At 41.5% G+C, this 21,617-nt stretch carries 24 protein-coding genes and 2 pseudogenes; 6 read left to right on the top strand and 20 right to left on the bottom strand.

The window, feature by feature from the left end:
• Window positions 1-23: 23 nt before the first annotated feature.
• From pal to ruvA, 8 genes are all read right to left on the bottom strand, one after another.
• Window positions 24-569, bottom strand: a complete 546-nt coding sequence (gene pal, locus HR060_RS14835; RefSeq protein ID WP_174201082.1) for a peptidoglycan-associated lipoprotein Pal — start codon at window positions 567-569, stop codon at window positions 24-26.
• A 55-nt stretch (window positions 570-624) separates the two neighbouring features.
• On the bottom strand, window positions 625-1,968 hold the full coding sequence (gene tolB, locus HR060_RS14830; protein ID WP_174201081.1) for a Tol-Pal system beta propeller repeat protein TolB: 1,344 nt from the start codon (window positions 1,966-1,968) through the stop codon (window positions 625-627).
• Window positions 1,969-1,993: 25 nt separating this feature from the next.
• Complete coding sequence (gene tolA / locus HR060_RS14825; protein ID WP_174201080.1) at window positions 1,994-2,917, bottom strand: cell envelope integrity protein TolA; 924 nt, start codon at window positions 2,915-2,917, stop codon at window positions 1,994-1,996.
• Between the two features lie 4 nt (window positions 2,918-2,921).
• On the bottom strand, window positions 2,922-3,344 hold the full coding sequence (tolR, locus tag HR060_RS14820) for a protein TolR (protein WP_174201079.1): 423 nt from the start codon (window positions 3,342-3,344) through the stop codon (window positions 2,922-2,924).
• A 5-nt stretch (window positions 3,345-3,349) separates the two neighbouring features.
• Complete coding sequence (tolQ, locus tag HR060_RS14815) at window positions 3,350-4,036, bottom strand: protein TolQ (RefSeq protein WP_174201078.1); 687 nt, start codon at window positions 4,034-4,036, stop codon at window positions 3,350-3,352.
• Window positions 4,026-4,454, bottom strand: a complete 429-nt coding sequence (gene ybgC, locus HR060_RS14810) for a tol-pal system-associated acyl-CoA thioesterase (protein WP_174201077.1) — start codon at window positions 4,452-4,454, stop codon at window positions 4,026-4,028. Before ybgC ends, tolQ begins: the two co-directional genes overlap by 11 nt.
• A 488-nt stretch (window positions 4,455-4,942) precedes the next feature.
• Window positions 4,943-5,935 (bottom strand): Holliday junction branch migration DNA helicase RuvB, encoded by a 993-nt coding sequence (gene ruvB, locus HR060_RS14805; protein WP_174201076.1) that lies wholly within the window; start codon window positions 5,933-5,935, stop codon window positions 4,943-4,945.
• Between the two features lie 55 nt (window positions 5,936-5,990).
• The gene (gene ruvA / locus HR060_RS14800) at window positions 5,991-6,635 is read right to left on the bottom strand and encodes a Holliday junction branch migration protein RuvA (protein WP_174201075.1); all 645 of its coding nucleotides are present in this window, start codon (window positions 6,633-6,635) and stop codon (window positions 5,991-5,993) included.
• Between the two features lie 148 nt (window positions 6,636-6,783).
• On the opposite strand from ruvA, the gene HR060_RS14795 reads away from it, so the two are divergent.
• The gene (locus HR060_RS14795; RefSeq protein ID WP_174201074.1) at window positions 6,784-7,707 is read left to right on the top strand and encodes a polysaccharide deacetylase family protein; all 924 of its coding nucleotides are present in this window, start codon (window positions 6,784-6,786) and stop codon (window positions 7,705-7,707) included.
• Window positions 7,708-7,781: 74 nt separating this feature from the next.
• Here HR060_RS14795 and HR060_RS14790 read toward each other — a convergent pair whose 3' ends face one another.
• The 6 genes and pseudogenes from HR060_RS14790 to aspS form a co-directional block, all read right to left on the bottom strand.
• Window positions 7,782-8,063, bottom strand: coding sequence for a hypothetical protein (locus tag HR060_RS14790; protein WP_174201073.1), 282 nt, complete (start codon window positions 8,061-8,063; stop codon window positions 7,782-7,784).
• Window positions 8,064-8,156: 93 nt separating this feature from the next.
• Window positions 8,157-9,035, bottom strand: a complete 879-nt coding sequence (locus HR060_RS14785; protein WP_174201072.1) for an Imm49 family immunity protein — start codon at window positions 9,033-9,035, stop codon at window positions 8,157-8,159.
• 3 nt (window positions 9,036-9,038) lie between these two features.
• A pseudogene (locus HR060_RS19475) lies at window positions 9,039-9,122 on the bottom strand (crossover junction endodeoxyribonuclease RuvC); the annotation flags it as partial.
• A gap of 93 nt (window positions 9,123-9,215) precedes the next feature.
• Window positions 9,216-10,094 carry an immunity 49 family protein gene (locus HR060_RS14780; RefSeq protein ID WP_174201071.1) on the bottom strand — a complete coding sequence of 293 codons (879 nt, stop codon included), beginning with the start codon at window positions 10,092-10,094 and terminating at the stop codon, window positions 9,216-9,218.
• A gap of 3 nt (window positions 10,095-10,097) precedes the next feature.
• Window positions 10,098-10,619, bottom strand: coding sequence for a crossover junction endodeoxyribonuclease RuvC (gene ruvC, locus HR060_RS14775; RefSeq protein ID WP_174201070.1), 522 nt, complete (start codon window positions 10,617-10,619; stop codon window positions 10,098-10,100).
• 146 nt (window positions 10,620-10,765) lie between these two features.
• Entirely contained in the window at window positions 10,766-12,559 is a 1,794-nt protein-coding gene (gene aspS / locus HR060_RS14770; RefSeq protein WP_174201069.1) for an aspartate--tRNA ligase, read from the bottom strand.
• A gap of 165 nt (window positions 12,560-12,724) precedes the next feature.
• Between aspS and cmoA the strand changes: the two genes are divergently transcribed.
• The 4 genes from cmoA (at window position 12,725) to HR060_RS14750 (ending at window position 15,691) form a co-directional block, all read left to right on the top strand.
• Window positions 12,725-13,465, top strand: a complete 741-nt coding sequence (gene cmoA / locus HR060_RS14765) for a carboxy-S-adenosyl-L-methionine synthase CmoA (RefSeq protein WP_174201068.1) — start codon at window positions 12,725-12,727, stop codon at window positions 13,463-13,465.
• A gap of 155 nt (window positions 13,466-13,620) precedes the next feature.
• Entirely contained in the window at window positions 13,621-14,583 is a 963-nt protein-coding gene (gene cmoB, locus HR060_RS14760; protein WP_174201067.1) for a tRNA 5-methoxyuridine(34)/uridine 5-oxyacetic acid(34) synthase CmoB, read from the top strand.
• 58 nt (window positions 14,584-14,641) lie between these two features.
• Window positions 14,642-15,064, top strand: coding sequence for a hypothetical protein (locus HR060_RS14755; protein WP_174201066.1), 423 nt, complete (start codon window positions 14,642-14,644; stop codon window positions 15,062-15,064).
• A gap of 198 nt (window positions 15,065-15,262) precedes the next feature.
• Complete coding sequence (locus HR060_RS14750; protein ID WP_174201065.1) at window positions 15,263-15,691, top strand: CBS domain-containing protein; 429 nt, start codon at window positions 15,263-15,265, stop codon at window positions 15,689-15,691.
• Window positions 15,692-15,746: 55 nt separating this feature from the next.
• On the opposite strand, the gene HR060_RS14745 is transcribed toward HR060_RS14750, so the two are convergent.
• From HR060_RS14745 to HR060_RS14725, 5 genes are all read right to left on the bottom strand, one after another.
• Window positions 15,747-16,970, bottom strand: a complete 1,224-nt coding sequence (locus HR060_RS14745) for an EAL domain-containing protein (protein WP_174201064.1) — start codon at window positions 16,968-16,970, stop codon at window positions 15,747-15,749.
• Window positions 16,971-17,146: 176 nt separating this feature from the next.
• Window positions 17,147-18,115 carry a lipoyl synthase gene (gene lipA, locus HR060_RS14740; RefSeq protein ID WP_174201063.1) on the bottom strand — a complete coding sequence of 323 codons (969 nt, stop codon included), beginning with the start codon at window positions 18,113-18,115 and terminating at the stop codon, window positions 17,147-17,149.
• The gene (gene lipB, locus HR060_RS14735; RefSeq protein WP_174201062.1) at window positions 18,105-18,773 is read right to left on the bottom strand and encodes a lipoyl(octanoyl) transferase LipB; all 669 of its coding nucleotides are present in this window, start codon (window positions 18,771-18,773) and stop codon (window positions 18,105-18,107) included. The genes lipA and lipB overlap by 11 nt, the downstream gene beginning before the upstream one ends.
• Window positions 18,774-18,786: 13 nt before the next feature.
• A complete protein-coding gene (gene ybeD / locus HR060_RS14730) occupies window positions 18,787-19,050 on the bottom strand; it encodes a DUF493 family protein YbeD (protein WP_174201061.1) in 264 nt (87 codons plus the stop codon).
• A gap of 83 nt (window positions 19,051-19,133) precedes the next feature.
• Window positions 19,134-20,282, bottom strand: a complete 1,149-nt coding sequence (locus tag HR060_RS14725; protein ID WP_174201060.1) for a serine hydrolase — start codon at window positions 20,280-20,282, stop codon at window positions 19,134-19,136.
• Between the two features lie 274 nt (window positions 20,283-20,556).
• Between HR060_RS14725 and HR060_RS14720 the strand changes: the two genes are divergently transcribed.
• Window positions 20,557-21,354 (top strand): sporulation protein, encoded by a 798-nt coding sequence (locus HR060_RS14720; protein ID WP_174201059.1) that lies wholly within the window; start codon window positions 20,557-20,559, stop codon window positions 21,352-21,354.
• Window positions 21,355-21,410: 56 nt separating this feature from the next.
• On the opposite strand, the pseudogene HR060_RS14715 reads toward HR060_RS14720, so the two are convergent.
• Window positions 21,411-21,617: pseudogene (locus HR060_RS14715) on the bottom strand (integrase core domain-containing protein); the annotation flags it as partial.

Here is a 21,617-nt window from a genome sequence, read left to right as displayed (position 1 = left end):
TTGTGAAATAGTACTACTAGTGATTAGTAAACTAAAACAGCTCGACGGTTAGCAGCAAATGCAGCCTCAGTACGAGAAGTGTTTTCTGGCTTTTCTTCACCATAGCTTACTTGGCTAATTTGAGAAGCAGAAACACCTAAGTTTTGTAAGTACTTAACAACCGCTTTAGCACGACGCTCGCCTAATGCGATGTTGTACTCTGGTGTACCGCGCTCATCAGTGTGACCTTCAACAACAACTTTTGCTTCTGGGTTATCACGTAAGAAACTTGCATGCGCTTCTAAAATTTCGAAGTACTCGCTACCAATACGCGCTTGGTCGAACTCGAAACGAATAACAGCGTTTTGACGAAGCATATCTTGTTGCTTCTGACGCTCTAACATTTGTAATTCTTTTTCTTTTTCAAGCTTGCTTACTTCAACGTTTGCTGGAGTTTCAACTTGTTCAGTTTGTTGCGCTTGATTTGTTTCTTCTACTTGCTGCTCTGCATCTTGTGTTGAACCACAAGCGGCTAACGTTAAGATAGGTAGAGCAATTGCCAATGCTTTAACAATTTTAGATGGTTGCATTGTTAAGTTCCTTTGTTGTTATTTTGTCAAAAATAATAGTTTAAATTCTGCAATATTACATCATTGGTGACCAAGCTGGTGCTTTTACCTGTCCTCTTCCTGATGGTAAACGTGCCTTAAAACGTCCATCAAGCGATACAAGTGCAAGAACTTGGTTCTGACCGTGTAGTGTACTGTAGATGATCATAGTACCGTTTGGCGCAATACTTGGTGACTCATCAAGGTATGTTTTGGTTAACACTTGGAGGGCTCTCGAATTTAAATCGAGTCGACCAATGTGATAGTTACCACGTGTGCGGTTTACCATAACCAGGTCTTTGCCATCTGGCGTAATTGAGCCACCTAAGTTCATCTCACCAGTAAAGGTTAAGCGACTTACCTTTCTTGTAGCTAAATTTACGCTATATAACTGAGGTTTACCACCCCTCTCCGAGGTAAATACAATTTCTTTGCCGTCAGGAGACCAACTTGGCTCGGTATCTATGTTTCGGTTCTTAGTTATACGTCTCAAACGTTTCGTAATTAAGTCCATGACGTAAATTTCTGGATTACCGTCTTTCGATAACACCAAGGCCATTTTTTTACCATCAGGTGACCATCTTGGTGAACCATTAATACCAGGGAAAGAAGCTATTTTTTGACGAGCAGAGCTGTATAAGTCTTGGATGTAAATTTGTGCCTGACGATTTTCAAAGGTCACATAGGCCAGCTTAGTTGCATCAGGTGACCAACTTGGTGACATCAGTGGCTCTTCACTGCTAAGCAATACTTTTTCACCATAACCGTCATAATCAGCGACTACTAACTGATATGGCTTGGACTCTTTTTCGTTATCAACTAACACATAAGCAATCTTAGTTTTAAACGCACCAGGAATACCCGTTAAACTCTTAAAAATATTGTCACTAAAGTGGTGTGCTAGATAACGGAAGCGACGACTTTCGACACTTACATCTGCTTCGTAAAGAATATGGTCATTGGTTTCAAGCTGTTCACCGGCTTCAATCGTACGACCGAACCCGCCAGTCACTTGACCGCGAACCACATCTAGTAACTTTACATGGACGTGATATTGGTCAAAAGCCGTTTGCTTAACACGACCAATAACAATGGCTTCAACACCGCTCTCAACCCACTGAGCATAATCGACATCTGCTTCTGATGTCGGTTGCTGTGGCATTTTCACACCAGGGTTAAATTTACCACTGCGCGCTAAATCCGCTTTGATGATATCGGCTAGCTGTAATGGCATGACGCCATCCCCTTCATAGCTAAAAGGTACAATGGCGATAGGACGAGCCGTATCTAAACCTTCAGTGATCAGTATTTCTAAAGTTGCATGGGCTTTTTGAGCCACAAGCGAAAATAGACAGACAAAAAGGAAAACTATTCGTTTCATATGCTTATCTTTATCTTTCGTTTATTTAAAATTCAGGTTCTACCGTTAAGTTAATATCTTTTAACTTAGCGAATACATCAGGGTCGGTTGAAACAGGTAACGTTTCCGCTTTTAATACCGCTCGCTCGGCTTCACGACACACTAACGCGTCACCGCTGAGTTTGCGTACATTAACAACAAAGCCGCTTTTCGCCAGCTTGATGTTCAAGCGACACGACTTGCCTTTCATGGTTTCATCTACGCGAAGATTGCGTTGGATGGTGCCACGAATAAGCGCGGTATACTTTTCAACTTCACTTAATACCAGTTTTTGCTTCTGCTTGTTACGTTGAGCTTGCTCTGCAGCCAATTGCTGGGCCATCAGACGTTCCATTTCAGCTTTTTCTTTTGCCTCACGTGCTTTGCGCTCGCGCTCTTTCTTCTCAGCTAACTCTTTCTTACGGGCTTGCTCTGCTCGTTTTTTCGCATCGGCTTCTTTTTTCTTCGCATCATCAGCACGTTTTTTAGCTGCTTTTGCCTCCGCTTCTGCTTTTTTCTTTTTCGCCGCTTCTGCTTCTGCTTTTTTCTTCAGCTCTTTAGCGCGCTTCGCTTCTTTAATTTGACGCTCTTTCGCCGCTTTAGCTTCTCGCTCAGCCTTTTTCTTTCTATCAGCTAGCTTTTTAAGCTCTCGTTCATTTTGCTTTTTCTTTTGCTCGGCGGCTTTTAAACGGCGTTCCAGATCAGCAATGCGCTTTTCTTCTTTGCGCTTTTTATCCGCTTCCGCTTTTTGAATCTTTTTAACTTGTTTTTGTAGCTCAACTTTATCAACAGATACCGCTTCAACGACAGGTTGCGCAGTTGGTTGCTTTGGCTTTTCAGGCATGTGAAATTCCATGCTAAAAATTAACAGCACCAACAGCACAATGTGCATACCAAAAGATGAAATGAAAGGAATGACATAATTCTGCATTAAATTACTCCACCGAATCTGTCATTAAGCCAACAGCTGGCACATTGCCGTATTTTTGCAACAACACCATTAATTGCACGACTGAGTTGTAATCGACTCGTCCATCACCCTCAACCATAACAGGGCGATCAGGCGTGGCTTCCATATAAGCACCGACAATAGTCGCTAATTCAACCGGATCAAGTGGACCTTGTTTATCACCATCGACCGTTAAAAAATACTCGTTATCAATTGTCACGGATGCAATGACAGGGCCTTTGGAATCTTCAGCAAGTGGGTTGGCATCTGCTTTTGGTAATTCAACATTCACACCCGCGGTGATAAGCGGTGCTGTTACCATGAAAATAATCAACAGCACTAGCATGACGTCGATATAAGGTACGACGTTAATTTCAGCAACCTTGCGGCGGCGCTTGCGTTCATACATAGCGATTACTCTCCGCTTTGATGCGCTAACGCCTGACGATGTAAAATGGCTGAGAACTCTTCCATAAAGTTGTGGTAGCTGTTTTCAAGCTTTTCTACTGTGTGTGAAAAACGGTTGTAGGCAATAACCGCAGGAATAGCGGCAAATAAACCCATAGCTGTTGCGATAAGGGCTTCAGCAATACCAGGAGCAACCATACTCAAGGTCGCTTGCTTAACTGAGCCTAACGCAATAAATGAATTCATGATCCCCCAAACGGTACCAAATAAACCGATATAAGGGCTAATCGAACCGACTGTGGCAAGGAAAGTAAGATGTGTTTCAAGCTTCTCTACTTCACGTGATAAACCAACGCGCATTGCTCTGTGGGTTGCATCCATAACACTATCAGTACCGCGCCCTGCTGTTTGACGTGTGCGGGCAAATTCTTTAAAGCCAGCTTTAAATAGTGCTTCTGAACCTTCGCTATTTTGCTTGGCATTTAAATCTTGATAAAGGCGAGATAAATCAACACCAGACCAAAACTTGTCTTCAAATTTAGTGCTCAGTGTTTTTGCTTGTTTTAACGCTTTACTGCGTTGGAAGATCATCGTCCATGAAATAACTGACATAGCTAAAAGCATAATCATTACGGCTTTAACTAAAAGACTGGCCTGCATAAACAGACCAATAAAAGTAATATCAGCTGACACGCTTAAATTCCTCTATTATATTTTCTGGTAATCGCACTGGCCTAAAGGTATCGAGGTTGATACTCGCAATGATAAATTCAGCCCGATTAATTTCTTTGCCTTGATCAAAGACAGATTGATTAAAAGTAACACTGACTTTTTTCAGTTCTGTGATTTCTGTCTTAACTTGTAAACGCGCATTAAACTGTGCTGGCGCTATATTATCCACAGTTACACGACGAACAACAAACCCTATCCGCTCCTTAAGCAAAATATCTTGTTCTATGCCCAATGCTGACAACATTTCTGTACGAGCACGTTCATAAAACTTAAGGTAGTTAGTATGATAAACAATACCGCCAGCATCTGTGTCTTCGTAATAAACGCGCACTGGAAAGTGAAATACTTTTTCTATGAAACCTTGGGATAGTTCCTCCATTATTGTCCCCTTAAAACATCTATAAATAACTATTTGTATTGAAAAATCCTTTTTAAACAAATGTCCCAACTTGGTGCAAAAACGATAAGCAATTGGTTTTATTGAGTTTTTACTTCACCAAGATAAAACACCTGTTGAAAAATAAATCAGAAGTGTGTTGAGGTCAAAACACTTCACATTAGTTTTTTTTATGCGAAAGCACAATTTTTCTCGTTTGTTTTCAATCAGTGAGATCTCTACTATACACACATCTTAATTGCACAGCAGATTTTGGAATCGCTTGCAATTGATTAGCCTCCCTCTTCTGAGGCTAGTCAGACACTCTCTGGAATTAACTTATTTCCTTCATAGCTTTACGCCCAATCGTTTGATTGGGCTTTTTTTTGCCTAAAAATCAGCAACTAAGGCTTAACCTAGCGCATTATTAAAGTTATGACAAAAAGCGATGCAAAAAATTCAGTCTTTTTCGAACCAAGCCGACTTAGGTTTTATAAACCTAAGTGCTCGTAGGCTCTTGGGGTGGCAATTCTGCCACGCGGGGTACGTTGAATAAAACCTTGCTGGATAAGATAGGGCTCAATCACATCTTCGATGGTTTCTTTTTCTTCACCAATTGCTGCGGCCAGATTATCTAAACCAACCGGTCCACCTTCAAATTTATCAATAATGGCATCGAGTAACTTGCGATCCATATAATCAAAACCTTGGGTATCCACTTCTAACATTGATAGTGCAGCTGCGGCCGTTTCACCATTGGCAATACCATCGGCTTTGACATCAGCGTAATCTCGTACTCGGCGCAATAATCGGTTGGCAATACGCGGCGTACCGCGAGAGCGGCGCGCAACTTCTAATGCACCGTCATCATCAAGTTGCATATTTAAGTAGTCGGCCGAGCGTTTAACAATTTGCTGTAACTCTTCAACTTTATAAAACTCTAAGCGCTGAACAATACCAAAACGATCGCGAAGTGGTGATGTTAATGAACCGGCACGTGTTGTTGCGCCAATTAGCGTGAAAGGCGGTAAGTCGAGTTTGATAGAGCGGGCAGCTGGGCCCTCACCTATCATGATGTCGAGCTGATAATCTTCCATCGCTGGATACAAGACTTCTTCAACCATAGGGCTTAAACGATGGATTTCATCAATAAACAAAACATCGTTTGGTTCGAGGTTGGTCAATAACGCTGCGAGATCGCCAGCTTTTTCTAATACCGGGCCAGATGTGGTTTTGATATTAACACCCATCTCATTGGCTAAAATGCGCGACAGTGTGGTTTTACCTAAGCCCGGTGGGCCAAATATCAATACGTGATCGAGTGCATCTTGACGTCTTTTCGCCGCCTCAATATAAATTTCCATTTGCTCAACCACATGGGCTTGCCCCGTGTAGTCTTGCAATAACTGCGGGCGAATGGCACGGTCGATGACTTCATCATCTCGAGCAGCTTCAGCGCTGATAATTCTATCTGCTTCGATCATTTATTCTGTTACTTGTATTGATTACTTGGGCGATAACTTGCTATTTAATCTAGCATTAAATCATGGATTTGAGCGCATCTTTAATTAGCGCTTCACTGCTCATCCCAGCTTGTGCCACTTTCTTAACAGCCGCTTCAGCTTGGTTCGCCTTGTAACCTAACGCAATAAGCGCATCAATGGCATCATTAGTTGGGCTGGTCGTTTGCTCAAGCGCCTCAGGTGCGCTCATTTGCATTTCGCCTTGTTTGCTGGTCATTACAGTAACCGGCACACGTTCAGACCAAGCTTTTAATCTATCCGTCATTTCAAGCACTAAACGTTCAGCCGTCTTTTTACCCACACCCGGTACTTTAACAATGCGGCTAACATCGCCTTGGTTAATGGCACTGATAAATTCATCGGCTGATAACGCCGATAAAATAGCTAAGGCTAATTTAGGGCCAACGCCATTTGCTTTTAACAACTCTTTGAATAAATCGCGCTCGAACTTATCGTTAAAACCATAAAGCGCTTGGGTATCTTCACGATAGATAGGATGGATAAATAAAGTGACTTTTGTTTCTTCGCCTGGGGCTTCGCCATTAGGGAGTTGATAGAAACTCGTCATAGGTAAATTCACTTCATAACCTACGCCGTTGACATCAATAACACACTGAGGGGGCGTTTTTTCAATAATAGTGCCGGTAAGACGAACAATCACATTCTTATCCTAGTGATGAAAAATTTATGCGGCTACTTTACCCTAGATAACTGATTAAATAAACAGTATATCAAGATTATAAAGCCAATTGGCGGGTGTTGCCCTTTTCAATTAACATGACCCAACTTAAAACCATAAGGACTTGATAATGAATTGGCCAAAAACCTTATTAGCGAGCTTAGCCGTTGTTTGCTCGATTAATGCTAACGCAAAACAGATTGCCCTGAGCTTTGATGACGCGCCACTTGCTGGTAGCGCTTTCATGTCAGGCACAGAGAAAACAGCCAACATTATTGAGCAACTACAAAAAGCCAAAGTTGATGATGCATTGTTTTTTGTCACGACTAACAACATCAAAAACGAGGCCGATAAAAATAGACTTAATGCCTACACCCAAGCGGGCTTTCATTTAGCGCATCACAGTCATAAACACTTATCCGCCAATAAAATTAGTGCAGCCGAATACCTAGCTGATTTTGATCAGGCAGAACAGTTACTCGCCCCTTTTGACAAGGTATTAAAACTGCACCGCCATCCGTATTTGCATTACGGCAAAACACCAGCAAAACGACAAACCATTTATAACCACCTCAGTGCAAAGGGTTATCAGTTTGGTTATGTCACGGTCGATAATTTTGATTGGTACATTAACAGCAAAATGTTAACGGCCATTGAGCAAGGTAAAAAAGTCGATTATCAAAAGCTCGGTCAGCTTTATGTCGATATACTTTGGCAAAGTATTGAGTTTTATGACCAACTTGCACAAAAGCACTTAAATCGATCGCCTAAACACATTTTGTTATTGCATGAAAATGAAGTAGCAGCGCTCTTTATCGGGCAATTAGCCACCCATATAAAAAACCAAGGCTGGGAAATTATTAGCCCAGAACAAGCCTATCAAGATTCACTGGCTTTAAGTTATCACCCAAGGCATAACCATTTTAATAAACAGGGTCGTATCGCTTCACTAGCGGCATTAAAAGGGGTGGATAAAACAGAATTAAGACATGAAAGTGAACATGCTGAATTTATCGATAAACAGTTTGAGCAGTATCAGGTAATAATTGATTAGGATAAATAAAAAAGCAGTGGCGATTAAAATGCTTTAGGTAATACCGATTCTTAGCTCATTATTAGAGACGAGCTTTATTTACCTGTACCCCAAATTTTCGCCACGGCTTTGTTTGTGCCTAAAGTACCAACCAGTACAGCGACAAAACCCACCGCAAAGAACACCACAACAGGGATAAAACCACCCAAGTCATCACTACCCGATGCAGCAATACCTGAAACCACAGCTAAAAATAAAAACAAACCGCCAACGCCATTTAATGCCATGCGGTGTGATGGTTTAAAATTTTCAGGCTCTTCTCCCGTTTCAAAGAATTTAAGGATTGGCCAAAATAATTTAGTTAATGTCGATTTCATTGTATTTCCTAAATAAGTTGCACTACCAATGCTTGAAAAAGGTTCGTTTGTTTATCAAGACAACTCTTATTATTGATTATTACCGTTGATAGGTTACTGCCACTCTTTAAAATCGCCATAAATTAGCCACTCTGGTAAATAAGGGCTGGGTTCGGGGAGTTTATAGCCCAGTTGGTCAAAGGCAAGAGCAGCGGGGCCACAAATATGAAGCGGTACCCAACCAAAAGCGACACCTTCAGTTCTTTTTTGACTATAGTGCTCAGTACTGGCTGTTAATGCATATTTGATGGCTTGATGATAACGGGCTTCATCTTTGGCCAATATAGATAACAAGATTTCTAAAAACGGCATCAGCACATTATAGGTATAAGGTTGTCTTCTTTGTGGCATACACTCAGGCGCTGATAAACGAATAAACTCATTAATGCTTTTATTAATATCAGCACTTGGATTAAAAATACCTAAGAAAAAGTCGGCCAAGGGCGCTTCATAATCGAGCGCTTCTGCCAGCGGGTGAATAAAGTTATCGTGTTGATAACCTTGCATCCCTTCAATAGCGGCAAAATCTCGTATCAGTAAGGCTGAGCAATAAGGCTCAATCAAATCTGTACCATGCATACACACTTTATAAGGCTTACCAATTTGCACTATGGTATGGCCTTCTATTATCCGACTTTGCTCCACGCCTGGGTTTAATTCCAACTGCACATGCAGTTGGAATAATTGATGTGCGAGTGAAAAATACCTAAAAGCTAAACTATTTTCTTGCCCATCGACATGAGCAAAAGCAAACACTCTAAATGCATCCTTAGCATCACTATGCAGCCTTTGCTGAATATTTATTGATAAATATTGTGGCCAACGTATGTTCTGCCATGGCTCATCAAATAAACGCTGGCAAGTTTGAAATCGCCTTTTATTTTTTCCTACATAAGGAAAGTGATGTTGTGTGTTTATAGCTGAATCCGACATAACTTACCTTAACCGCCCTCTTACCGTTTTACTCGCCTGCCCTGCCATACCAATTAAACTTTGTTGGGTATGACCATGGCACACAGCTTCTTAATGGGTGACCCCAGAGTTTATATTTCCAAAATAAATTGCACTACCAGTGCTTGAAAAAGCCTTTTTTGTTTATCAAGTTAATTATCGCTATTGCCACTCTCTAAACTCGCCATAAATTAGCCACTCTGGTAAATAAGGGCTAGGTTCGGGGAGTTTATAGCCAAGTTGGTCAAAGGCAAGAGCAGCGGGGCCACAAATATGAAGTGGTACCCAACCACATGCTAAACCCTCAGTTCTTTTTTGACTATAGTGCTTAGTACTGGCTGTTAATGCATCTTTTATGGCTTGATGATAACGGGCTTCATCTTTGGCTAATATAGATAACAAGATTTCTAAAAACGGCATCAGCACATTATAGGTATAAGGTTGTCTTCTTTGTGGCATACACTCAGGCGCTGATAAACGAATAAACTCATTAATGCTTTTATTAATATCAGCCCTTGGGTTAAAAATACCTAAAAAAAAGTCAGCTAAGGGCGCTTCATAATCAAGCGCTTCTGCCAGCGGGTGAATAAAGTTATCGTGTTGATAACCTTGCATCCCTTCAATAGCGGCGAAGTCTCGCATCAGTAAGGCGGAGCAATAAGGCTCAATCAAATCTGTACCATGCATACACACTTTATAAGGCTTACCAATTTGCACTATGGTGTGGCCTTCTATAACCCTACTTTGCTCCACGCCTGGGTTTAATTCCAACTGCACATGCAGTTGGAATAATTGATGCGCGAGTGAAAAATACCTAAAAGCTAAACTATTTTCTTGCCCAGCAACATGAGCAAAAGCAAACACTTTAAATGCACCCTCTGCATCACCATGTAGCCTTTGTTGAATATTTTGAGTTGTATACTGTGGCACACAAAATTTGCGCCAAGTACGCTTAAAATCTTCATAGCGAATTTCAAACCGTTTCTGCTCTCTCCCTTTATAAGGGAAGTGGTGTTGTGTGTTTATAGCTGAATCTGACATAACCTACCTTAACCGCCCTCTTACCGTTTTACTCGCCTGCCCTGCCATACCGATTAGACTTTGTTGGGTATGACCATGGCACATCGCGATTGCAAGGGCATCGGCTGCATCGGCTTGCGGTGATTTCGATAGTTTTAAAATACTTTGCACCATATGTTGTACTTGTGATTTATCGGCGCCACCTGTACCCACTACCGCTTGTTTAACTTGTCTGGCTGAATACTCAGCTACAGGTAAGTTAGCGTTTACTGCGGCGACAATAGCAGCACCTCTTGCTTGCCCTAATTTTAAGGCACCACCAACATTATGGGCGACAAACACTTGCTCGATAGCAAATTCACTGGGCTGAAATTGTTTAATTAACTCAGATACGCCATCGAAGATCATTTTTAACCGCGCGGGTAATTCAGCATCGCCTAAACGAATACAGCCACTGCCTAAATAATCAAAATTGTGGCCGCGCTTTTTAACTACGCCATAACCTGTAGTGCGAGAGCCGGGATCGATAGCAAGAATAATAGACAAATTAAAACCTAAAACTATTTACAAACATTCAAAGGGTAAAAACAAAAAAGGCCGATTAGATTCAATCTAAAACGGCCTTTTAGCTTATTACGATATGTGCTCAATTACGAGCAAGGCTTTTTGGATAACACCTTATTCAGCGTTAATTATTCGCCTTCTTTTTCGTCTTTGCTCTCTTGCGGAATTAAAGCTACGCCTAATTCTTCTAATTGAGCAGGGTTAGCAAAACCTGGGGCATCGGTTAACGGACACGCTGCCGTTGTAGTTTTCGGGAATGCCATAACATCACGAATCGATGTAGCACCTGTCATTAGCATCACTAAACGGTCTAAACCGAATGCTAAACCAGCGTGAGGTGGCGCACCAAATTGTAATGCTTCTAATAAGAAACCGAATTTCTCTTCGGCTTCTTCTTTTTCGATACCTAAGATATCAAAGATCACCGCTTGCATGTCTTGCTCGTGGATACGAACCGAACCACCGCCTAGCTCACAACCGTTTAATACCATGTCGTATGCATTAGAAAGCGCCGTTTCTGGGCTGGCTTTTAATTCTTCTGCCGTAACATTAATTGGTGCAGTGAATGGGTGATGAAGCGGCGTTAAGGCACCGTCTTCTAATTCTTCGAACATTGGGAAATCAACAACCCAAAGTGGCTTCCACTCATCTGTTGTTAAACCTAAGTCTTCACCTAGTTTAAGACGCAATGCACCTAACGCTTCTGTTACCACTTTGTATGAATCAGAGCCAAAGAAGATGATATCGCCAGATTGTGCGTTCACGCGCTCAACAATTGAGGCAGCTACATCTTCTGGTAAGAATTTAAGAATTGGAGATTGTAAACCTTCATAGCCTGCTGCTACATCGTTAACCTTGATGTAAGCTAAGCCTTTGGCGCCATAAATACCAACGAACTTAGTTAATTCATCAATACCTTTACGCGAGAACTTCTCAGCACCGCCCGGTACATTAATAACCGTTACACGACCTTTAGGATCGTTTGCAGGGCCAGCAAATACTTTAAACTCAACGTCTTTTAATAAATCCGCTACGTCAACCATTTCTAATGGGTTACGTAAATCTGGCTTATCAGAGCCGAAACGCGTCATCGCCTCTTCGTAAGTCATACGTGGGAACTCACCTAAGTCCACGTCTAACATTTGCTGGAATAAGTCACGTACCATTTTCTCAGTAATACCCATCACTTCATCAGCTGACATGAATGAAGTTTCGATATCGATTTGCGTGAATTCTGGCTGACGATCGGCACGTAAGTCTTCATCGCGGAAACACTTAACGATTTGATAGTAGCGGTCTAAGCCCGACATCATTAACAATTGCTTAAATAACTGTGGCGATTGCGGTAATGCGAAGAACTGGCCTTTGTGTGTGCGACTTGGTACTAAGTAGTCACGTGCACCTTCTGGTGTCGCTTTAGTTAGAATTGGCGTTTCAACGTCTAAGAAATCGTTTTGATCCATGAAGTTGCGAACAAACGAAGTCACCTTAGCGCGGAATCGCATGCGCTCTGTCATTTCAGGGCGACGTAAATCTAAGTAACGGTATTTTAAACGTTGCTCTTCAGAGTTGTTTAAGTGACCGTCCATGTTCAGTGGTAATGGTGCTGCTTTGTTTAAAATCGTTAACTCTGAGGCTAATAACTCAACTTCACCTGTTGCCATGTCTTTGTTGATTTGGCTATCAGGACGTGCGCGCACTGTACCTTTAACTTGGATACAGAATTCATGACGTAATTGGTTAGCTGTTTCGAATAATTCTTTAAAATCAGGGTCGATAACCACTTGGATGATGCCTTTAACATCACGCATGTCTAAGAAAATTAAACCACCTAAATCACGGCGACGGTTTACCCAACCCGATAGAGTGACTTCTTCACCCACTAAAGCCTTATTAATTTGGCCACAATAATGACTACGCATGTATCTGTTCCTGAGAATTATTCTTTAAAATTTGCGGTTCGGCGATGCAATTAAAGCTAGCCGAAAAATTGCCGGAGATTATAAAGCAATAAAGCAGTTTATGCAGTAGTCAGATTAAGCTAAAATTCAGCCATTAAGAGATTTTATGCTGCAAGTAAGCAAATAATGCAAAACCCAGATAATATTTACGCTGATGCACAAGGCGAAGTGAAAGATTTCGTGTTTGACCAAGCTGTGGTCGATGTCTTTCCCGATATGATCAAACGCTCGGTGCCGGGCTATCAAACCATCATTTCTACCATAGGCCAGTTAGCGCGATTACACGCCCAAGATGATGCCAATATCTATGACTTAGGTTGTTCGTTAGGCGCCGCAACCATTGCCATACGCCGCTCAGTTCAAACAGCAGGTGTTAAAAAAAACCAGATTATCGGGGTCGATAACTCAAAGGCAATGGTCGAGAAATGCACCAGCTTTTTATCGGCTTATAAAAGCGACGTACCTACTACTATCTTGTGCGACGATATTTTAAATATCGACATGGAAAATGCTTCATTAGTGGTTTTAAACTTCACGCTACAGTTTTTAAAACCAGAAGATAGGGACGATTTAATCGCCCGTATTTACCAAGCGCTCAAGCCCGGCGGTATTTTAGTTTTATCTGAAAAGCTGCAATTTGCCGATCAAGTCACCCATCAAGTGATTGATGATTTGCACTTAGACTTTAAACGCGCCAATGGTTACTCAGAGCTTGAGATCAGCCAAAAGCGCACCGCCATTGAAAATGTTATGCGCACCGATACCTTAGCTTGTCACCAAACTCGCTTAAAACGCGCTGGCTTTAATCACGTTGATCAATGGTATCAATGTTTTAGCTTTACTTCCTTTATCGCTATCAAGCAATAAAATAGCGAATGGAACATGTCGTCAGCTCTCTAAAATACGGCGTCGAAAGTGCTCAAGTATGCTTATACATTCCGTGCTTTTTTCTTGCCTTTAAACGGTCTGACTTCATACCAGTTCGCTATACTCTACTTTAAACATCAATAACCAGAGCCATCATGCAATTTACTGAATTCTACCGCCGTATCATCGACTCGCCATTACAAGGTTTGTTAACCACATTACCGCCTATTTTAGAGCATTGGTATAAAGAAAATTTGCATGGTGAATTTCATCAATGGCAAAAGACCATTAAAAACTTGCCCGATGTCACTGCCAGTCAAATTGAGTTAAAAGACAAGGTGTCTTTTGGCACGGCGGAAGATATTGTACCGGGGCAGTTAAAGCGTTTAGAAGTTTTACTCAAGCAGTTTATGCCATGGCGCAAAGGCCCATTCGATTTATTCGACATGCACATTGATACCGAATGGCGCAGTGACTGGAAGTGGGATCGCGTTTTACCGCATTTAACGCCACTTAAAGGCCGTGCGGTGTTAGATGTCGGTTGTGGCAGTGGTTATCACATGTGGCGTATGTTGGGTGAAGAGGCCGATATCGTTGTCGGAGCCGATCCATCACAGCTATTTTTAGCCCAGTTCCAATGTATTCATAAATACAACCCAAGCCCAGATATTCATTTATTGCCGTTAGGTATTGAAGAACTGCCTAAGTCTGAGTGTTTTGATACGGTATTTTCAATGGGCGTTTTGTATCACAGACGCTCACCACTCGATTTCTTGAGCCAGCTAAAAGATCAGTTGCGCAAAGGTGGCGAACTGGTATTAGAAACCATTGTTATCGATGGCGATCAAAACCAAGTATTAGTGCCGGGGGAGCGTTATGCAAAAATGCGTAATGTTTGGTTTATTCCAAGTTGTGATGCGTTAAAACACTGGATGGAACGCGTCGGTTTTAAAGATGTGCGTGTTGTTGATATCGATACCACTTCACTAGAAGAGCAAAGAAAAACCGATTGGATGGAAAATGAGTCTTTAGAAGATTTTCTTGATGCCGATGATCTAACCAAGACAATTGAAGGTTACCCTGCACCTAAAAGGGCGGTTGTTATCGCTACTAAGTAAGCTTATAGTGAGCATATAGAGTCAACCGATATTTGACGTTAGCAAATAGGAAAACAGAATGACGCAAGACGCACCTAATACTGAAGAATTACAAACCTTAATGGCCGCTTCTAAGCAAGATGCGATCTCGTTTGCCACAGAACAATTCGATATCGAGCTAGACGGTAGCATGGACAGTGTGACTTCTGTTGATGATGTTTTATTACAATGTGCAGCTTTACTAAAGAGCCAACAAGAGCAAGATAAGTTTATCTTCACTGTCTGCAATATCTTTGGCGCTTATGTTGGTGAAGTATTTAAAGAGACCATTGGCGGCACTTGGGTATACGACACAACGAACCCAGAAGCCCCAACGGTCATGCTAAGTTACGCCGATAAAACCTATGCGTTTGCCGGTATGTGTTATCAACGCTTAGTCAATGACGCCAACCAAAGTGTGCGTAAGTACCTTGAGTTAGCCATTGCCAATCACGTGCAATAAGCTCATTTAAGCATTCACTGGTAACTGATAAAAAGCAGGCTTAGCCTGCTTTTTTTATGCCTGAATCATCCCCCCTACTAGCCCTTACACTGCTCAATTTGCCAAAAAAGTCGATTTATTTGCGCTAGCACAAAGTAAATTGGCCAAGATAAGTCATACTTAGTTTGAAATTAATTGAACAGAAACAATGAGGTGGATATGAGCAAACGTGTTGTAGGCGATATTATGACTACGAATGTGAAGTTTTTAGACAATAGTGCCAGTTTACTCGACGCCCATAACATCACGCGTGATTTAGGTATTCGTCACATACCTGTAGTTGATAAAGAGACATTGGAATACTTAGGCGTCGTCAGTCAAAAAGTGATGTTGTCTAAAATAATGAACATAGTATCAACCTATGGCAATAACCGTTTAGACAGAAGAGAAAGTCAGGTTCCTATAATAGATATTATGGACAGCAATAACCCAACAGTGGGTATCAACACCAGCCTATCGTTAGCAGCTAATCATTTTTTAGATAGGAAGTACGGTTGCTTGCCTGTGATATCAGATACCAATGCCGTACTTGGCATTGTCAGTTCGAGTGATTTTGTCAAACTGGCTATTGAGCTACTTGAAGAGTAGTGATTTTAAATTAAGCCTGCGGTATTGCTGTAGGCTCAATTTATTAAGTCGCTTTTTAGCTCACCACTTTATAGATATTGGCCTGTGCCATTCGGATATCCAGCGCGGCTAAATTTATCTTCTCGATAAGCTCCGGCACTTTCACCGCCTTTACCGCTGGTGAGTAATAAAAACCTTGCAACCGACCGACACCTAATGCCGACATCGCATCGGCATTCTGTTCCGTTTCTATCCCTTCAGCGACCGTTTTCATTTCTAAGTCATTTGCCATTTGTTGAATGCCTTTTAAGACATGGAAGGCTTTTTGCGATTTATTCACTCGCGCAACATGAGTTCTATCTAGCTTGATCACGTTAAATGGCAAATGCAGTAATTCGTTTAGCCCAGAAAAGCCCGTGCCAAAATCATCAATTGCCACCGATATGCCCGCCATGCGAATTTCAGTTAAATTCGCAATCACGTACAAGCTATTGGGGCAACTCGTTTCCGTGACTTCTATTTCAAATAAGTGACTGGGGAAGTTTTCTTTTTTCAGTATGGCTAGTAAATCGTGGGCAAACCCCGGCTCCATTAAGCTGACATAATCAACATTGACCGATAACAATTTATCACTAAAGCCGTATAACCTTGCTTGGCGAATAGCCGTTTGAATAAGATGTAGTGTGTAATGACAAATCAGGCCTGAGTCGAGCAGTTCAGGGATAAAATCACCCGGGTAAATAACTTGATCTTGGTGATGCAAGCGACCTAGTAATTCAAACCCAACGACATTGCGCTTTTGCGCGCAGACCTGAGGTTGAAAATAAGGCACAAACTTTTGATTGTACAAAGCATCAGATAAAGCTTCAGCATCTAATACTTCAGTATGCCGACTGCGCTTAGTTGGCACATCGACAGTCTTAATCGCACTAATTAACTGGGTTGTCGCTGCAGCAATTGAGGTTTTGGTCACCGGAATCGGTAAACTTCTAACATGCGCTATGCCTAAGTTTTTAGCAAAGATCTCAACCGACTCTAAGATATCACTACTGGCATCGCTAAGTAACAATAAACCTTTGACCGCATCTAACATGGCCAAACGCTGTAAAAACTCACTGGCGCCTAAACGCTTAAGCCCTAACCCCGAAATTAAAATACACGGCTCTTTTTCCAATGCAATTTCAAAAAAGCCAGAGTCAAAATCTGGTAGTGAAATCAGTTCAATATCGTTTAGCCCTGCTAACAAACGTTGTAGCAGTACAAACTGTATTTTGTGTTGCTCTAGCAGGTAAACTTTCATCAGCGAGTAAATTTGTGTTAAGACGCGCTAATTTTAAGCAATAAAGTAAAGCTTCCCTATCGGGTTTACACAGCTGAAACAAAAATAGCTAGGTTTGGTTTGAAGTGGTAGATAGATTGGGAGGAGCTGAGTATCTAGCGCTGAATATATCAACGATAGATACTCATAAACAGGTATTATTTGACTTCTTCACCCGCAGCTTGTTTATCAGCATGGTATGAAGAGCGCACCATAGGACCACATGCAGCATGTGTGAAACCTAAGTCTTCAGCTAAGTCATTTAATTCATCAAATTCTTTAGGGTGAACGAAACGCTTAACAGGAAGGTGGTGTTTCGATGGTTGTAAGTACTGACCTAAAGTCAGCATTTCCACATCGTACTCACGTAAATCACGCATCACTTCTGCGATCTCTTCGTTCGTCTCACCCATCCCCATCATTAAGCCAGACTTAGTTGGTACATTAGGGTTAGCAGCTTTGAATTTTTTTAGTAACTCAAGCGACCATTTGTAATCAGCACCTGGACGAGCCATTTTGTATAAGCGCGGCGCTGTCTCTAAGTTGTGGTTAAATACATCAGGTGGTGAAGTATTTAAAATAGCTAATGCTCTATCCATACGGCCACGGAAGTCCGGCACTAAGATCTCAATTTTGATCTCTGGGCTATATTTTCGAATAGCGTCGATACAGTCAACAAAGTGCTGTGCGCCACCGTCACGTAAATCATCACGGTCAACAGACGTAATAACAACATACTTAAGTTTCATCTTAGCGATAGTCTGGCCAAGCTTTTCTGCTTCATCAGGATCGGGAGCAAGTGGACGACCATGTGCCACATCACAGAATGGACAACGACGCGTACAGATATCACCTAAGATCATAAAGGTCGCAGTACCGTGATTGAAACACTCAGCTAAGTTAGGGCAAGACGCCTCTTCACAAACTGAGTGAAGCTTATTTTCACGCATGACTTTTTTGATTTCATCAATACGCTCTGTGCTGCGTGGTAACTTGATTTTGATCCAATCAGGCTTACGCAACATTTCTTCTTTTTCTGTTGGTATAACCTGAACAGGGATCAGGCGCATTTTATCTTCGTCACGAAGTTTTTCACCGGCAACGGTGCGAGACGATTTAGTTGTCATGAGACAAAACTCCAGGTACTTCAGTATGTTGGCTATACGCCAAAATTTCTTTCAAATGCGTTAATAATTCGGCTTTAGCTTGCGCTAAATTATCAGGGCCGCCGAGTATAGCACATTGCGTCATTTCAAGACCTTGATAACCACAAGGGTTTATTCGACCAAAAGGCGCTAAGTCCATATTCACGTTTAACGCTAAACCGTGAAATGAACAACCACGACGGATTCTTAGACCGAGTGACGCGATTTTTTTATCATCGACATAAACACCAGGCGCGTCCGCTTTTGGGTATGCGTCTATCTTGTGATCTTTCAATACGGCAACAATGGCGTTTTCGATTGCAGAGACCAAATCACGCACACTGATTTTTTTCCGACGAATATTGATCAAGACATAAGCGACTAACTGGCCGGGTCCGTGGTATGTGACCTGTCCGCCTCTATCAACTTGAACTACGGGAATATCACCCGGAAATAAAACGTGCTCTGATTTGCCTGCTTGGCCTTGAGTAAATACAGGATCGTGTTCAACAAACCAGATTTCGTCTTTGGCATCGTCTTGGCGATTAGCCGTGAAATCTTGCATGGCTTGCCAAATAGGCTCGTAAGGTTGACGGCCTAAATCACGTACCAATATTTCAGAGAGTAAAGCTTCAGTCATTAGAAGGATTTACCTATAACACCATACGTACTTTTTCGATTTCTGATAAAGCTTGGTATAGCTTTTCAACTTGCTCTTTGCTTTCGACATTGACATCAACGGTAATCGATTGATACGTGCCTTTACCGCTGTCTTTTGACGTTGGCGAGTAATCACCTGGCACGTGTTGTTGTAACACGGCAACCACTTCATCAATTAAAGCAGGGTCTGTGTAACCGACAACTTTAAAAGGAAAGCGACAAGGAAATTCTAAAAATTCATCAAAACGTGTTTTCATTTTTTCACACACTATAAAAAGTAAACAGGCTAAGAAACACTGTGCGTTCCTTAGCCTGCGTAAAACAGATGGGTTAGCGCTTTTTAGTTAGCAAATTGCATTTTTAAATAATCAACTGCGCGGCTAAATAAGCTGCCTTCAGCCACACTCTCTAGTGCAACTAATGGATATTGTGAAACATCTTCACCATTTAACTGTAAGTATAACGTACCTACGACATCACCTTTCTTAATTGGGGCTTTAAGCTCTTTATCAAGTTCAAAGTTAGCTTCTAACTTCTTGCGCTGACCACGAGGGATGGTAATAGGCGTGCTTTGGGTAATACCTAAACGAACCGTTTCTTTGTCGCCCATCCAGATAGGTTGATCAACAAACTTCTTACCCGCTTCATACGGCGTAATTGTTTCGAAGAAACGAAAACCGTAGTTAAGTAGCTTTTTACTTTCAACTTTACGTTGGCGCTCAGATTCAGTACCCATGACTACAGCGATTAAACGCATGTCGCCTTTAGTCGCAGATGAAACTAAGCTGTAACCCGCTTCACTTGTGTGGCCAGTTTTGATGCCATCGACATTTAAACTCTTATCCCACAATAAAGCGTTGCGGTTGTATTGCTTGATGTTGTTATAAGTGAAGGATTTTTCGCTGTAGATGGCGTACTCTTCAGGTACGTCATTGATAAGGGCTTTACCTAAAATCGCCATGTCTTTTGGCGTTGTGTAAAGCTCTGGGTCAGGTAAACCATGGCTGTTAGTAAAGTTAGACGCAGTCATACCTAACTGTTGAGCATAAGCATTCATTAAATCAGCAAATGCAGATTCAGAGCCAGCAATGTGTTCTGCCATAGCAACACTGGCATCATTACCCGATTGAATGATGATACCGCGGTTTAAGTCAGCAACAGATACTTCTTTGCCCACTTCGATAAACATCTTAGATGAATCTGGGAAGTTTTTTGCCCAAGCGTTTTCACTGATAGTGACCATATCTTCAGGGTTGATATTGCCCTTTTCAATTTCAGCCCCAATGATGTAACTGGTCATCATCTTAGTTAATGATGCAGGTGCTAATTGCGTTTCTGAGTTTTCTTCAGAAATCACTTTACCTGTTTCAGCATCGATTAATAAGTGACCTTTTGCATTAATTGTTGGAGGTGCAGGGGTTACAGCGTGAGCAGAAAAAGCAACGAGAGATGTAACTAACAGCCAACGGCCAATTTTCTTTAATTTCATTGGTAGCAAATGCTCCAGTTAATAGTTTTTATGTGAGTTAGCGCCCATCTTAGAGAGCCTTTTATCGTCGAAAGTTCCCGATAAAAGCAGATGGTTAAAATTGTCGCCGATTGTAACAAATCTAAATGTAAAAACCGACTTCCCAACCCCTGTTAATTTCACCAGTAAACCTTATGTAAAAATGGTATAAATTAAAATAAATACGACGAGTAGCTTTCCCTTTCCAAGCCTTTATCTGATACTTTAAAGGTGAACATGCACAAGAGGTTTACCCATGTCATTTTTCCAAAAAGTTCTATCAACCGTGGGCATAGGCTCAGCAGTGGTTGATACAAGACTTGCCGAAGAGCAGTTATTTCCTGGTGGCACCATTCACGGCACGATTTTTATTCAAGGCGGAAAAGTTGCCCAAGATATCAACAAAATTGATTTAGATATTCGCTGTAATTACTTTGCTGAAGTCACACATACTTCTGAAGGTGATTATGGTGAAATTGAAGAAGAAACCGAAACCGTTGAAAAAGTAGCAACCTTATCAACGATACAACTGAGGGACGACTTTCGAATTGGCCCAGAGCAAATAAAAGAAATCCCGTTTCATGCCACCTTGCCGCTCAATACCCCAATGACGTTAGGTAACAGTGAAATTTGGATCGATACCAGACTCGATATCGACTTTGCACTCGATAGAGAAGACAGAGACTATTTACACGTATTTGCTAACGACTATCAGCTCGCGTTTTTACAAGCGTTGGAGAATTTGGGTTTTGCCATGGTTAAAGCAGAAAACGAAGCATCAAAAAAATGGGGACAAACTTTTATTCAAGAATGTGAGTTCAAACCCAAACACGGTGAGTTTGTCGGCCGAGTTGATGAAGTAGAAGTCATTTTTAATAACTTAGAAAATGGCACTGAGGTGTATTTAGAAATCGATCGCAAAGCGCGAGGCTTATCTGGCTTTTTTGCCAGCATGCTGGATTTAGATGAAACCAAAGCTGCATTTTTAGTTGAAACAACCGATGTAGCAATAGTGCAAGACAGACTTGCCACTTTGTTAGATCAGCACAGCTAATATGATTTTTTGAAGTCTGCTGTGACCCATCCTAGTATGGGTTGACACTTTTTTGATTAAAACGCCTGATGAATTTCATCGGGCGTTTTGTATTTTAAGGCCGAATGTGGCCTTTGTTGATTATATAAATCGACTGATTGTTTTACCATTTCCCTTGCCTCATTTAGGTTATTTGGTTTCATTAACAAGTATTCGTTTTTAAGAATACCGTTTACTCTCAGCCAGTGCATTTTGATAGCAGTCATAACCATCTGTCATTGAAC

Origin of the sequence: Marinifaba aquimaris (assembly GCF_013328345.1) — a bacterium.
GTDB lineage: Bacteria > Pseudomonadota > Gammaproteobacteria > Enterobacterales > Alteromonadaceae > Marinifaba > Marinifaba aquimaris.
Note: the sequence above shows the minus strand (reverse complement) of the source record. Positions and strands in the feature narration are given on the sequence as shown.

Excerpts from the sequence above, each read along its gene's own strand:
- cmoA (WP_174201068.1), top strand. The coding sequence starts at position 12,725 with ATGCAAAACCCAGATAATATTTACGCTGATGCACAAGGCGAAGTGAAA.
- lipB (WP_174201062.1), bottom strand. The coding sequence starts at position 18,773 with ATGACTGAAGCTTTACTCTCTGAAATATTGGTACGTGATTTAGGCCGT.
- HR060_RS14755 (WP_174201066.1), top strand. The coding sequence starts at position 14,642 with ATGACGCAAGACGCACCTAATACTGAAGAATTACAAACCTTAATGGCC.
- pal (WP_174201082.1), bottom strand. The coding sequence starts at position 569 with ATGCAACCATCTAAAATTGTTAAAGCATTGGCAATTGCTCTACCTATC.
- HR060_RS14750 (WP_174201065.1), top strand. The coding sequence starts at position 15,263 with ATGAGCAAACGTGTTGTAGGCGATATTATGACTACGAATGTGAAGTTT.
- HR060_RS14720 (WP_174201059.1), top strand. The coding sequence starts at position 20,557 with ATGTCATTTTTCCAAAAAGTTCTATCAACCGTGGGCATAGGCTCAGCA.
- tolR (WP_174201079.1), bottom strand. The coding sequence starts at position 3,344 with ATGTATGAACGCAAGCGCCGCCGCAAGGTTGCTGAAATTAACGTCGTA.
- ybgC (WP_174201077.1), bottom strand. The coding sequence starts at position 4,454 with ATGGAGGAACTATCCCAAGGTTTCATAGAAAAAGTATTTCACTTTCCA.
- HR060_RS14745 (WP_174201064.1), bottom strand. The coding sequence starts at position 16,970 with ATGAAAGTTTACCTGCTAGAGCAACACAAAATACAGTTTGTACTGCTA.
- aspS (WP_174201069.1), bottom strand. The coding sequence starts at position 12,559 with ATGCGTAGTCATTATTGTGGCCAAATTAATAAGGCTTTAGTGGGTGAA.
- HR060_RS14790 (WP_174201073.1), bottom strand. The coding sequence starts at position 8,063 with ATGAAATCGACATTAACTAAATTATTTTGGCCAATCCTTAAATTCTTT.
- tolA (WP_174201080.1), bottom strand. The coding sequence starts at position 2,917 with ATGCAGAATTATGTCATTCCTTTCATTTCATCTTTTGGTATGCACATT.
- cmoB (WP_174201067.1), top strand. The coding sequence starts at position 13,621 with ATGCAATTTACTGAATTCTACCGCCGTATCATCGACTCGCCATTACAA.
- HR060_RS14780 (WP_174201071.1), bottom strand. The coding sequence starts at position 10,094 with ATGTCAGATTCAGCTATAAACACACAACACCACTTCCCTTATAAAGGG.
- ybeD (WP_174201061.1), bottom strand. The coding sequence starts at position 19,050 with ATGAAAACACGTTTTGATGAATTTTTAGAATTTCCTTGTCGCTTTCCT.
- HR060_RS14785 (WP_174201072.1), bottom strand. The coding sequence starts at position 9,035 with ATGTCGGATTCAGCTATAAACACACAACATCACTTTCCTTATGTAGGA.
- HR060_RS14795 (WP_174201074.1), top strand. The coding sequence starts at position 6,784 with ATGAATTGGCCAAAAACCTTATTAGCGAGCTTAGCCGTTGTTTGCTCG.
- HR060_RS14725 (WP_174201060.1), bottom strand. The coding sequence starts at position 20,282 with ATGAAATTAAAGAAAATTGGCCGTTGGCTGTTAGTTACATCTCTCGTT.
- lipA (WP_174201063.1), bottom strand. The coding sequence starts at position 18,115 with ATGACAACTAAATCGTCTCGCACCGTTGCCGGTGAAAAACTTCGTGAC.
- tolB (WP_174201081.1), bottom strand. The coding sequence starts at position 1,968 with ATGAAACGAATAGTTTTCCTTTTTGTCTGTCTATTTTCGCTTGTGGCT.
- ruvB (WP_174201076.1), bottom strand. The coding sequence starts at position 5,935 with ATGATCGAAGCAGATAGAATTATCAGCGCTGAAGCTGCTCGAGATGAT.